The sequence below is a fragment of the Hominibacterium faecale genome (genome assembly GCF_020734085.1).
Lineage (GTDB): Bacteria > Bacillota > Clostridia > Peptostreptococcales > Anaerovoracaceae > Hominibacterium > Hominibacterium faecale.
On the sequence record NZ_JAJAGH010000002.1, the window covers coordinates 24,017 to 36,999 of the forward strand.

General features: G+C 47.0%; 12 protein-coding genes. 9 read left to right on the forward strand and 3 right to left on the reverse strand.

What is annotated here, in order from left to right:
* Position 1: 1 nt before the first annotated feature.
* From cmk to LG211_RS02880, 3 genes are read left to right on the forward strand one after another with little or no spacing between them, the layout of a single operon-like run.
* Positions 2-655: a (d)CMP kinase gene (gene cmk / locus LG211_RS02870; protein ID WP_148396763.1), complete on the forward strand. Its 654-nt coding sequence runs from the start codon at positions 2-4 to the stop codon at positions 653-655.
* Positions 655-1,896, forward strand: a complete 1,242-nt coding sequence (locus LG211_RS02875; protein ID WP_148396762.1) for a DUF1015 domain-containing protein — start codon at positions 655-657, stop codon at positions 1,894-1,896. The genes cmk and LG211_RS02875 overlap by 1 nt, the downstream gene beginning before the upstream one ends.
* A 60-nt stretch (positions 1,897-1,956) precedes the next feature.
* The gene (locus LG211_RS02880) at positions 1,957-3,564 is read left to right on the forward strand and encodes a peptidoglycan D,D-transpeptidase FtsI family protein (RefSeq protein ID WP_227754629.1); all 1,608 of its coding nucleotides are present in this window, start codon (positions 1,957-1,959) and stop codon (positions 3,562-3,564) included.
* A 154-nt stretch (positions 3,565-3,718) separates the two neighbouring features.
* Here the strand turns inward: LG211_RS02880 and sigK are convergent, their stop codons facing one another.
* Both sigK and LG211_RS20015 read right to left on the reverse strand, forming a co-directional pair.
* The gene (gene sigK, locus LG211_RS02885) at positions 3,719-4,363 is read right to left on the reverse strand and encodes an RNA polymerase sporulation sigma factor SigK (protein ID WP_148396760.1); all 645 of its coding nucleotides are present in this window, start codon (positions 4,361-4,363) and stop codon (positions 3,719-3,721) included.
* Between the two features lie 80 nt (positions 4,364-4,443).
* Positions 4,444-4,731 carry a DUF1540 domain-containing protein gene (locus LG211_RS20015; protein WP_332108598.1) on the reverse strand — a complete coding sequence of 96 codons (288 nt, stop codon included), beginning with the start codon at positions 4,729-4,731 and terminating at the stop codon, positions 4,444-4,446.
* Between LG211_RS20015 and radC the strand changes: the two genes are divergently transcribed.
* From radC to minD, 5 genes are read left to right on the forward strand one after another with little or no spacing between them, the layout of a single operon-like run.
* A complete protein-coding gene (gene radC, locus LG211_RS02895; protein WP_269476972.1) occupies positions 4,730-5,407 on the forward strand; it encodes a RadC family protein in 678 nt (225 codons plus the stop codon). The two genes, LG211_RS20015 and radC, sit on opposite strands and share 2 nt — an antisense overlap.
* Positions 5,408-5,430: 23 nt before the next feature.
* The gene (mreC, locus tag LG211_RS02900; protein WP_269476973.1) at positions 5,431-6,240 is read left to right on the forward strand and encodes a rod shape-determining protein MreC; all 810 of its coding nucleotides are present in this window, start codon (positions 5,431-5,433) and stop codon (positions 6,238-6,240) included.
* Positions 6,237-6,725, forward strand: coding sequence for a hypothetical protein (locus tag LG211_RS02905; RefSeq protein ID WP_148396756.1), 489 nt, complete (start codon positions 6,237-6,239; stop codon positions 6,723-6,725). The genes mreC and LG211_RS02905 overlap by 4 nt, the downstream gene beginning before the upstream one ends.
* Entirely contained in the window at positions 6,722-9,253 is a 2,532-nt protein-coding gene (locus LG211_RS02910) for a penicillin-binding transpeptidase domain-containing protein (protein ID WP_148396755.1), read from the forward strand. The genes LG211_RS02905 and LG211_RS02910 overlap by 4 nt, the downstream gene beginning before the upstream one ends.
* A gap of 17 nt (positions 9,254-9,270) precedes the next feature.
* The gene (minD, locus tag LG211_RS02915; protein ID WP_148396754.1) at positions 9,271-10,002 is read left to right on the forward strand and encodes a septum site-determining protein MinD; all 732 of its coding nucleotides are present in this window, start codon (positions 9,271-9,273) and stop codon (positions 10,000-10,002) included.
* Positions 10,003-10,011: 9 nt separating this feature from the next.
* On the opposite strand, the gene LG211_RS02920 is transcribed toward minD, so the two are convergent.
* Positions 10,012-11,118 carry an FtsW/RodA/SpoVE family cell cycle protein gene (locus LG211_RS02920; RefSeq protein ID WP_148396753.1) on the reverse strand — a complete coding sequence of 369 codons (1,107 nt, stop codon included), beginning with the start codon at positions 11,116-11,118 and terminating at the stop codon, positions 10,012-10,014.
* Positions 11,119-11,279: 161 nt separating this feature from the next.
* Between LG211_RS02920 and rny the strand changes: the two genes are divergently transcribed.
* Entirely contained in the window at positions 11,280-12,824 is a 1,545-nt protein-coding gene (gene rny, locus LG211_RS02925) for a ribonuclease Y (RefSeq protein WP_148396752.1), read from the forward strand.
* Positions 12,825-12,983 lie beyond the last annotated feature (159 nt).

Genomic DNA, 12,983 nt, shown 5'->3' on the forward strand with positions numbered 1-12,983 from the left:
CATGGAGAACATTATCAGAGTAGCCATCGACGGCCCCAGCGGCGCCGGCAAAAGCACCATTGCCAAAGCGGTGGCCAAAAAACTGGGAATCGATTACATCGATACAGGCGCCATGTACCGGGCTGTGGGATATAAGACCCTGGTCTGCGGGGTTGACCCTCAGGATCGTCAGGCGCTGAAAAATATGCTGGAGAAAACCAGTATCGATTTTTCCAAAGGAAACATCATATTGGACGGTGAGATCATTAACGATCAAATCCGCACTCCCCAGATCGCAAAGAAAGCGTCCGAGTGTTCGGCCCTGGCCGATGTTCGTCAAAAGCTGGTCCAGCTCCAGCGGCAGATGGGCCAGGAAAAAAGTGTCATTATGGACGGGCGGGACATTGGCAGCAATGTGCTGACCGATGCGGAATACAAATTTTTTATGACCGCCTCTGCTGAGGAACGGGCAAAACGCAGATACGATGAGCTGACGGAAAAGGGTCAGGATATCACTTACGATCAGGTCCTGGAGGATATCCAAAAGCGGGATCACAGCGATATGACCAGAGAGCTGAATCCCCTCCGCAAAGCCGACGATGCTTTGGAAGTGGATACCACGGGCATGAGTATCGAAGATGTGACAAACTATATATTAAAGGAGATTGAGAGATAATGGCAACAGTCAGACCGTTTAAAGCCATAAGGCCGGCGCAGAAATATGCGGATAAAGTCGCTTCCCTGCCTTATGATGTCATGAACCGTCAGGAAGCAAGTAAAATGGCGGCGGAAAACCCCTACAGTTTTCTTCATATATGCAGGTCGGAGATCGATCTGCCCCATCAGAAGGATCCCTATGATAAGAGCGTATACGAGAAAGCAAGAGAAAACATCGCCAACTTTTTAGACAAGGGAATTTTTACCCAGGATGAAGAACCTGCACTGTACATCTACCGCCAGGTCATGGACGGAAGAGTGCAGACCGGTATTGTAGGCACCGTATCCGTTGATGAATACCAGAACAACACCATTAAAAAACATGAATTCACCCGCGTGGAAAAGGAACTGGATCGGATCCGTCATTTTGACGTATGCGATGCCAACACAGAACCGGTATTTTTGACTTACCGCGATGACAAGCGGATACGGGTTTTGATTGAAGGCTGGGCTTCCGGCCGCAAGCCGACCTATGATTTTACCGGAGCAGGCGGCATCCGGCATACCTTGTGGGTGGTGGATGACCCGCAGACCATCGAGAGCCTCACTTCCCTGTTTGGAGAGATTCCTTCTTTATACATTGCCGACGGTCATCACAGAAGCGCGTCCGCATGCAAAGTGGGGTTAAAGCGCAGAGAGGAAACTCCTGATTATACCGGTGAAGAAGAGTTCAACTTCTTTATGGCTGTCATTTTCCCGGACGCGGATCTCCATATCTTTGACTATAACCGGGTCGTAAAGGACCTGAACGGCAATACCGTGGAGAGCCTTATGGAAAAAATCAAAGCCGCCGGCTTTAAGATCGATAAGAAGGGCGAAGATGTTTACCGTCCGGAAGCAAAGCACTGCTTCGGCATGTTCCTGGAAGGCAATTGGTATCGGTTAACTGCAAAAGAGGAGATTATTCCCGATCATGTAATCGACTCATTGGACGTTGCCATTCTTCAAAACAAGATTCTGGGGCCGATTCTGGGCATCGAAGATCCTAGAACCGATAAACGTATTGATTTTGTAGGCGGAATTCGAGGACTGGAAGAATTGGAAAAACGGTGCCGCGAGGATATGAAGATTGCGTTTGCCGTCCATCCTGTAGAAATTGAGGACCTGCTTACTGTATCGGACAACGATCTTGTTATGCCGCCGAAATCAACTTGGTTTGAACCGAAATTGGGCAGCGGACTCTTCCTCCATCAGCTGTAAGGAAACCAGGTATAAACACTTCTTTAAAAGGTAAAGATACTTTTAAAGGAGTGTTTTTTTATGAGGAAGAGAATTGCATTTGTGACAGCGGCTTTGGGCATTTTGACTTTGGCTTTGATCGGCCGCCTCGCCTATATCCAATTTTGGGGGCATCAAGATTTGAGCCAGGCTGCCAGCGCGCAGCAGATGATCGCTTTGGAAGGCGCCAATACCAGGGGATTGATCTACGACCGCAATCACACTCCTCTTGTGGGAAATAACCAGGAATACATTTTTATAATCCGAGAAAAAAATTTTGACGGTGAGTCAAAACGGGCGTTGAATCTGATGGGGGCCCGGGAACTGAAAAACACAGGCAGCGGATATAAAGTGTTCGCATCCAAATCATACGACAAGGAGCTGGGTCAGCAGCTGATCCGCAATTCGTCCGCCTATATTCTTGAAGCGGGACGGCGCTATGGACAGCAGCAGAAGGCGGTCCATATTCTGGGCTACGTCAATCCCCAGGATGCCAGCGGCGCCACAGGCATCGAATTGATGTGCGAAAGCCAGCTTTCTCTACTCAACAAACGGATTTTCACCACAGCGGATGTAAAAGGAAATATTCTTCAGGGCAAAGGCCTGGTAGTTCGGACAGCGATGGATGAGGACTCTTATGTCAAAGAGGGCGTTGTGACCACCCTTGATGCGGGATTGCAGGGCGCGGTAGAAGATATTCTGCGAGGCTCTGGCAAAAACGGAGCTATCGTGGTGCTCAAACGTGAAACAGGTGAAATCGTTGCTTCTGCCAGTACCCCTGTCTTTGATCCCAACCGGGTTAGCGAATATATGAGCAGCGATAAAAACGAGCTGGTCAATAAAGTGACTCAGGGGACTTATCCTCCGGGGTCGGTTTTTAAGATTGTTCTGGCAGCTGCGGCCGCAGAGCAGGGCATCAGCCCGGACAAAACCTTTGTCTGTAAGGGCTATGAAATGATCAACGGCCAAAAAGTGATCTGCAAAACTGGAGGGGAAGAGGGTCATGGAACCATTACCCTGCGGGATGCGCTGGCACAGTCATGCAATTCCACCTTCATTCAGCTGGGGCAGGAGCTGGGGGCGGAAACCATTCTGCAAACTGCGAAAAAAATGGGCTTGGGAGAGATGGCCATAAAAGACTACCCGGGGCAAAAAGAGGGAAAATTGATGACCCTGCAGCAGTCACAGGGAGCAGCTATAGCGAACCTTTCCATCGGTCAGGGGGAAACACTGGCAACGCCCTTACAAATCGCCCGAATGACCAATATAATCGCCAACGGGGGAATCGACCCTGGGGTCCATATTTTGCTGGAGGACGGGGAAACGCAAGAAAAACAGGCTATCAGTTCCAATGCAGCTGAAGAAGTGAGAAGCATGATGGAAAAGACCATGAGCGATGGGACTGGAAAAAGCTTGACCGCAGATGTTTCCATGGCGGGAAAGACCGGTTCTGCTGAAGCGAGCCTGGGCGGCAAAGAGACCGTCCATGGCTGGATGACTGGATTTGCGCCTGCGCAGAATCCCGAATACACGATAACCGTATTTGTGGAAAACGGTCAGTCTGGGAGCCAGTCGGCCGGTCCACTGTTCGCCCAGGTGGTTCAGTATTTGAGCGATTCCAAGAGCTTTGAACGGCCGCTTGATTTTTAATGGAGTGTACCGGCGGCAGCCATAACTTATACACTATTTTGCATAAAAATAGGATGATTTCATTATGATAAACCAAAATCGTATCTGTACTGTCAAAACACTGAAAAAGGAAAAACCACGCTAGCTGCGTGGTTTTTCCTTTTAGGAACTGGATCTAATCCGCCAGCCCTATGTCATATTTCAATTCATCTCGCAGTTTGAGCAGCGCTTTTTTTTCTATTCGTGAAACATAAGAACGACTGATACCCAATAAAGCGGCAACTTCCCGTTGCGTTCTGGGTTTGTGCCCAAAGATTCCGTAACGATTTAGGACCACCGTTTTTTCCCGCGGTGTCAGCACCGTATTGATGGCCTGCAATAATTTTCCTACTTGAATCTTCAAACTGATATCATCCAGGATTGCATCCGGATCCGTGCCCAGTATATCATTAAAGCTTATTTCATTACCATCTTTATCGGTTCCTATGGGAACGGATAGAGAAACTTCGGCTTTGTTTTTCTTTGACGAGCGGATGCTCATCAGTATTTCGTTTTCAATGCACTTGGCCGCATAAGTGGCCAGACGAGTTGCTTTTTTGCTGCTATATGTATTCACTGCTTTTATAAGGCCAATGGTTCCAATGGAAATCAAATCATCCGCCGGAAAACCAGTACCAGTATATTTTTTCGCAATGTGGGCTACCAGCCTCAGATTGCGTTCGATCAATACATCCTTTGCATCTTCATCTCCTGATTCATAAAGAGATATATAATGTTCCTCCTCTGCAAGTGTTAACGGTTTCGGAAAGGAAACGCTCATTTATGTAACCCCCTCTATAGATTTTAACTATATGCAAAATCCAGAGGGGAAGTGCCTGGCCCAGGCAAAAGTGCATGGTCCTATTTACACTGGAAAGACAGACAATCTGTGCACTGATCAACAGTCGGGCACGCTTCGTGTGTTCCTACTGTGATACAGTCTAAAGAGCAGAAATTCTTCTCTCCTGCGTGGTGTGTGCACTGTTCAACCGTACATTTGATACTTTCGTTAATATGACAGCTCATGTTTGTTACCTCCTTTTTCATTCTCGATGTTATTATGACCGATATTGGAGAAAATATAATGTAGAAATGGTTGTTTAAGTTTTGAATATATGGTAAAATATGTAAAATGGAGGTGCAAAACATGAATATAAAACGGCTGCCGCCAGAAGAGCGGCCGAGAGAAAAATTATTGTTTTACGGAAAAGAAATGCTTTCCAGCGCCGAACTGTTGGCCATTCTGCTGCGAACCGGTACAAAGTCTCAATCAGCGCTAGAAATCGCGCATGAAATTTTAACCTTAGATGAAAGAGGACTTTTGTTTCTGGAAAACTGCAGTCCCGAGGAATTGTCCAAGCTGAAAGGTATGGGAAAAGCAAAGGCTTGTCAGATATTAGCGGCGATTGAACTAGGTAAACGGGTGGCGACCCATCCGCGAAAAGTTAAAAATGAAATTGCAAATCCTGATGATATCGTGCAACTTTTTATGGAAAAGATGAGATACTATAAGAAGGAGCATTTTAAAGTTTTATTGATCAATGCAAAAGGACAGATTATGGAACATACAGAGATTTCCATCGGTGATTTGTGTTCCACCCTCATTCACCCCAGAGAAGTATTCTGTCACGCAGTGAAACGCAGCGCTGCTTCAGTGGTGTTTATACATAACCATCCCAGCGGAGACCCGCAGCCTAGCAGACAGGATTTGGAAACCACATCCAGACTCGTGAAAGCTGCCGATATATTGGGAATTAAAGTATTGGATCACATCATCATTGGCGATGGTACATACATAAGTCTAAAAAGCAAAGGGCTGATGTAAATTGAAAAAAAGGCTGGTAGCATATGTGGTTTGGCGAGCACAAAAAAATAATAGCAGGAATTTTGGCAGCAATCGTTTCGTTCGCTCTGATTACAGCTTTGTTTCGAACAGGAGATGGTCAAACAGGGATAAAAGAGCGCTTACAGAACGCGGCTGGTTATGTTGCAGAACCGGCAGCAAAAGCGGTGGATGGGATAAAAAGGGGATTCAGCGGCATTTTTCGTTTCAAGGCGATTACTGCTGAAAACCAACAGCTTATTGAAGAAAGGGACCTGCTGAAGCAGGAAAATGCCCGGCTGGCTTTGGATAGGGAAGAAAAACAAGAGCTGGAGGAGCTTTCACGAGTCTTTCATTACGATGCTGCAAAAAAAGGAGAGATCCAGGCCGCGGATGTGATTGCTGTTAATTATTCCAATTGGGAAGGAGTTTTTACGATCAATAAAGGTAGCGAAGACGGGCTGCAGACAGGATGCACGGTGATCAGCGGCGACGGGTTAGTAGGAAAAATCGCCGAGGTTGCTAAAAAAACTGCCAAGGTTGAGACAATCCTGGCTAATAATAATAAGGTCAGTTTTCGTGCAGCTGGAGAAGACGGCCAAACTGGTGTTCTTCAAAGCGATGGAACGGGATTAATCGGTTATCTTTTGCAAGAGGGAGAATTGGTAAAAAAGGGTGATACACTGATGACTTCCGGTATTGGTACCTATTCGAAAGGGCTAGAAATTGGTAAAGTAACAGAAGTGGAAAAGAAAACCGGTACACAGCGAGTTTTAATCAAAGCAGACCCCGCAGTATCATTTTTCAAATTGAGAAAGGTGGCGGTCATATTATGAAGCCGCTGCAAACGGTGGTCCTGCTGCTGGCCGCTTTTTTTCTCCAGCCTACGGCCGCGGGCCTGATCCCTCTGGGAGGCGCCAGTCCCAACCTGCTCCTCTGTATTACCCTGATTCTGGTCATCAAGGCCAGGGAGCCTGCTCCTATCATCGGTCTTTGCGTATTGACATCCATTCTTCAGGAGCTGTGTTTCTCGCTTTATGCCGGTCCGGCGCCAGCGGCGATTTTTATAATTGGAATCACAGCAGTCTTTGCAGGCAAGTTCCTCGCCCTGGAACATCCAATTTTTTTAGCAGGACTTACAGCCGCGGACACTCTGGTGTACAGCGGGATTCTTTGGGTTGGACAGGTCCTGCTTGGAGCTCCATATGGGTTCCTACAAGTCTTGCGGCTGCAGCCGGCTTATGCGGCTCATAATCTGGTGCTGATGGCATTACTTTATCTTCTTTTTCTAAAAAACGCAGAAGGCAGGTATTCAATATGATAAAATGGTTTCGATCCCGATATATTCAGCTGGTGAGCTTGGTACTGGTATTGATGGGTATCTTGCTGGTCCGTCTGTTCCTCTTAACCGTAGTTGAAAAAGACGATTGGTCCCAGGCTGCGGAAGACCTGAGTACAAAGACCATTTATGAAACAGCGCCCAGGGGGGAGATTCTCGACCGCAACGGCAAGGTTTTGGCGGGTAACACCTATACGATATCTGTGCGATTGAGCAAAGGTAATATGACAGATGAAAAGCTCAACCAATCAATTTTGGATTTAACCAACTTGCTGGAAAAGAACGGCGATGAAATGATCGATAATTTTCCCATCAAAATAACTGAATCCGGTGACTTTTCTTTTAAAAAAGGCGCTGATAAGAAAGAGCTGCTGAATCGATTGGGACTATCAGAGGGAGTAAATGCAAAGGAAGCCTTTTCAAAAGCAAGAAATTATTTTAAAATAGATAGTAACCTCTCTGCAAAAGAAGCAAGGAAGATTTTGCTAGTGCGCAATGAAATGGCGGCGCTTGGCTATAAAAAGTATATGCCGGTGACCGTTGCACGAAATCTCTGCGACCGCTCGGTAGCCCTATTGGAAGAAAACAGCGACGCCTACCCTGGAGTGGAAGTCTTTTCGGAAGTCTCCCGCAGCTATCCGGGAGGAACAACAGCCTCCCACATTCTTGGGTATCTGGGAAAGATTTCGGACAGCGAAAAGGAACAATATGTGACAAAGCTGGGGTACCAGAGCTGGGATCTGATCGGAAAAGACGGGATTGAAAAAGCGTATGAAGAGGTACTGAAGGGCACAGCCGGCGAAAAAAAGGTTCAGGTTGATGCCGGTGGAAATTTGGTCAAAACCATCAGCCAAACAGAGGCTAAGAAGGGAAACGACGTAACTTTGACCATTGACCTGGAATTACAAAAAACTGCTGAAAAATCGTTGAAGCAGGCCCTTGACGCTATGCAGCGGGGCGGTACCTTTACCAGTGAGTACGGCAATTATACTATGAAGCGGGCTTCCAACGCGCAAGTAGGTGCGGTTGTAGCCCTGGATGTGAAAACCGGCGATGTTCTGGCTATGGCCAGCTGCCCGGATTTTGATCCCAATCTCTTCGCAGGCGGAATTTCCACCAAAGATTGGAAATCCCTGCAAAGCAAAAACCCCAGGGATCCGCTTGCTCCGGCTCCATTGTACAATGTGGCTACAATGAGTGCTGTTCAGCCAGGCTCCACATTTAAAATGGTTACTGCCACAGCGGCACTTCAATGCGGATTGAATCCGAAGCAGCGCCTTTATGACAATGGTTATATTCAGCTTGGGAATAATTCTTTTGGATGCGTGGTCTGGAACTTAAACCGAAAAAAGCATGGATATCTGAATCTACAAGAGGCTCTGGAAGTTTCCTGCAACTATTATTTCTTTGATGCTGCAACGGGGAAAAACTTTTACACTGGAAACAGCTTAGGTTATAAGAAAAAAATATCCATAGATACAATTTTAGACTATGCGGCTCAGTATGGTTTGGGACAGCCCACCGGTATCGAAATCCCTGAGACCGTTACAAAGACGCCTTCAAAAGAATCAAAGATCAGCGGTCTGCGCAATTCACTGAAAAACGTTCTTCTTGCCGAAGCGGAATCCTGGTTTGATAAATCTACCGCAGCTGACCGCTCCCGGCTCAATCAGACAATAAGCACGATTACAAGCTGGATCGGCCAGGACTTGACAAAATCTCAGCTTGAAGATAAGCTGCGGCAGCTTGCAGGCGTTCAAAAGAAAAAAGTATCGGCTCTAGCGGATTTATGCAAATACACTTATATCAATCAAGCCACTTGGAATACCGGCGATGCGCTCAATATTGCCATCGGTCAGGGCATCAATTCCTATACGCCTCTGCAAATGGCCGGTTATGTAGCTGCCCTGGGAAATAAAGGGGTACGAAATCAAATAAGTTTGGTTGAAAAGATTGAGGGACGTGGTACAATAGAAAAGGATGCGCCGCAAAAGGTGCAGGTCGATGATGATTCCTACTTTGACGAAATCATCGGCGGCATGGTGCGCGTAGCCAATGGAAGCGGAGGAAGTCTGACCCGGCTCTTTAAGGGATTTCCTGTGACTGTTGCAGGGAAAACAGGAACCGCGCAGAGATCAGGTAAGATCAACCCCGTTGACGAGGAAGAATATATTAAGAACCATCTTGGCGCAATCGCGCCGTCGCTCAGCTGGGCAGATATCCAAAAGGAGAAAAAGCGTCTTATGGAGACCTACCCGGACATTTATTCTTCGCGGCATACAGCAGTGCGTCGGGCAGTTATGAATTTGAGCGGCGGAAAGGTGACAGCAGCCAAGATCGATCGATACAAGGCCAACTATGACAATTTTGCCTGGGTAGTGACCATGGCGCCGGCAGACAATCCAAAGATTGCCGTTGCAGTTATGATTGCACAAGGCGGTACGGCGGCCAACGCCGGTCCTGTTGCCAGGGAAGTCATGGGTAAGTATTTTCAGCAAAAAGAACAATAAAAGTTAGTGAGGAAGAAATGGGCGAAGTAATTTTAGTTGCATCAGGTAAAGGAGGCACCGGAAAAACTGCGGTGACAGCCAATCTGGGAGCGCTTTTGGCTAAGCATGGCTATAAAGTGGCTCTGCTTGACATGGATATGGGTATGCGGAACCTGGATCTATATCTGGGGCTTGAAAACCGAGTCGTTTATAATATTATGGATGTACTTTCCGGGATCTGTAGAATCAAAAGGGCGCTGATCCGAGACAGACGTTTTGAAAATCTGTATCTGATGTCAGCCTGCCCAAGAAAAGACAATCGCGATATTACGCCCCTTCATATGGAGATCATGTGCCGCAAACTAAAGAAAGACTTCGACTACGTGTTTATTGATTGCCCTGCTGGAATTGGCAGCGGCTTGGATATTTCCATGGCCGGAGCCGACCGGGCGCTGCTGGTTACCGAAGCCGACATCGCTGCGGTGAGAGATGCCGACGTTTTGAATCGCTATCTGCAAAAAGCAGGTATCAAAGATACCTGCTACATTGTTAATAAAGTAAGAGTCGATCTGATGGCAGAGCATTTAGTTCCAGATTTGAAAGAAATTTCCGAAATTCTTAACAGCCGTTTGATTGGTTTGATTCAGTTTGACGATAATATCTATATCTCTACTAATCGGGGAATTCCTATCGTTTCAAAGGAAGGAACCTACATAGAGGAGAATTTCCGCAATATTCTCCGTAGGCTGACGGATATCAGCGCTGTCTGAGCGATACGGTCACAGCCCCGTACTGCGGCCCCGGATTCCCACGCTGATGATGAGTCCTAGAGCCGCCATGCCCGAAAGTACAGAAGAACCGCCGTAACTGATGAAGGGAAGGGTTACTCCGGTAACGGGCATGATGCCCATGGTCATGGCGATGTTTTCAAAGACCTGAAAGAGAAACATGCCTAAGAAGCCGATGGCTAAGAGGGCGCCGTAAAGATCAGCCGCGCTGTAGACCACTTTTGCCGTTCGGTAGAGGAGGACGGCAAAGAGCAGGATTACCAGCGCGCCGCCCAGCATCCCCAATTCTTCCACGATCACGGAAAAGATAAAGTCTGATTTTTGAACCGGAAGGAAATCCAGTTCTTTTTGCGTGCCTGCGAAAAGTCCTTTGCCAAAAACTCCACCGGATCCGATGGCGACCTTGGAATTCCAGACATGGTAGTTCCCCGGCAGTTCCAGATTGCCCGGATGCAGGAAAGCGTCAATCCGCCGTTTCTGGTAAGGAGCCATCAACCCGTAAGCGATGGGCAGCGACAATAAAAAAAGCAATGCAAAACGGGCAAAAATTTTGTGATCGATGCCGGCAAAAAAAATCATGAAGACCCAGATAAAGCAGTATACGATAGCGCTGCCCAAATCTTCTTTGACAACGATGAAAATAAAGGGCGCCGCATAGAGAGCAGCTAAAGTAACTCCGCGCAGATGGCTGAGCTGGGCCTTATTTCTGGAAAAATAGTTGGCCATCAGAATGGTGAAGGAAATCTTCACGATTTCCGAGGGCTGAAAGGTGGTGAAGCCCAGATTGATCCAGGAGCGGGCGCCGTTGGAGACGATGCCCAGGCCGGGGACGTAGACGGTCAGCAGGAACAGCAGGGAGCCGATGTACAGCGCTTTGCTGAAATCCTGGAATTTGCGGTAATCGCACAAGATCATCGCCGCAGCGGCAATAAAGCCAAGGCCGTAGGCAATGCTTTGGATCACAATGTCCCGCAGGATCACCTGCCCGTTTTTATAGGAGATGCTGGTGATCATGGTAATGCTTAGGATTGCAAAGCATATGGCAGTGACAATAAAGACCTTGTCTGCATTTTTCCATAATTTCCAATAATTGTCCATCCATTCCCTTTCATAACCTTGACTAGTTGCCCACAAAACATTATAATGTTAATGTGTGATTTTATTTAAAAATTATTACGTAATGCATGATTTTTATTATATTTTACAAGCAAACTTCTATGATACGAATATGAAAATACTAATGAAAAGGAGGTGTTTAAATGGCAAATATCGTTATACCTATTGTCGTGGGAATTATTACCCTGTTGCTGGGGATTTTAATTGGATATATTATCAGAAAGACAGTTGGAGAGAAGGCTATCGGCAGCGCGGAACAAAAGGCTAAGAATCTGATCCTTGATGCTGAAAACAGATCGGAGACGATTCGCAAAGAATATATTCTTGAGGCTAAGGAAGAAGCGCATAAATTAAGAAGCGACGCTGACCGGGAGATTCGGGAACGCCGTTCCGAAATTTCAAAGTCAGAACGCAGATTGATTCAGAAGGAAGAATCGATTGACAGAAAACTTGAAAATATAGAGAAAAAAGAAGAAAGCATTACAAATAAAGAGCAGTCGATCATATCGAAGCAAAAAGAATTAGATCACGTATTAGAAAGGCAGATGGAGGAGCTGGAAAAAATATCGGGCTACTCGGTCGAAGAAGCAAAGGCCATACTGCTGGAAAACACGGAAAAGGAAATTCGTTATGAAGCATCCGTAATGATCAAGGACATCGAGGCAAAAGCCAAGGAAGAGGCGGACAAGAAAGCAAAAGAAATCATTACAGGTGCGATACAGAGATGTGCCGCCGACCATGTAGCGGAAAGCACGGTTTCCGTTGTTCCGCTTCCGAATGATGAAATGAAGGGCCGCATTATCGGCAGAGAGGGAAGGAACATCAGAGCAATCGAAACTCTGACGGGAATCGACCTGATCATCGATGATACGCCGGAGGCAGTTATTTTATCGGGCTTTGATCCGGTAAGAAGAGAAGTCGCACGTCTGTCTCTTGAAAAGCTCATTGTTGATGGAAGAATTCACCCCGCAAGGATTGAAGAAATGGTCAAGAAATCAGAGCGGGAAGTCAACGCTATTATTAAAGAAGAAGGTGAACAGGCCACGTTTGAGGTAGGGATACATAACCTGCATCCGGAGCTGGTAAAGCTGCTGGGAAGGCTCAAGTATCGTACGTCATACGGACAGAATGTGCTCAAGCATTCCATCGAGGTTGCTCACCTGGCTGGTCTGATGGCCGGAGAACTGGGATTGGATATTACACTGGCGAAGAGAGCCGGGCTGCTCCATGATATTGGTAAAGCCATTGACCATGAAAAAGAAGGTACCCACGTTGACCTGGGAATTGAGGTTCTCAAAAAGTACAAGGAGTCGGAAGCTGTTATTAATGGAATGGCGGCGCATCACGGCGACTACGAACCCAAGTCCATGGAAGCGGTGCTGATCGCAGCGGCAGATGCCCTCTCGGCGGCCAGACCTGGTGCGAGACGTGAAACTCTGGAGACCTATATTAAACGGCTGGAAAAGCTGGAAGATATCGCAAATACGACTCCAGGCGTAGACAAGTCCTTTGCCATTCAGGCCGGAAGAGAGATTCGGATCATTGCCAAGCCGGATGAGGTTACCGATGAATCGATCGTATTCCTGGCAAGAGATATTTCCAAGAAGATTGAATCCGAACTGGAATACCCGGGACAGATTAAAGTAAATGTAGTTCGTGAGACACGAGCGATTGATTATGCGAAATAATAAAGAAGGATGATTTGCTCTGGCGGCTGGTCCTCGGCCCCGCTAACAGCGGGGCCTGCGGAGGCGGCCGTCGCAAACCATCCTTCTTTTTGTAAACAGGGCGCGAAGTTGGGAGGAGATTGTTGGGTTGGGAAAAAAGGTAATGGAAGCAAAGCTATT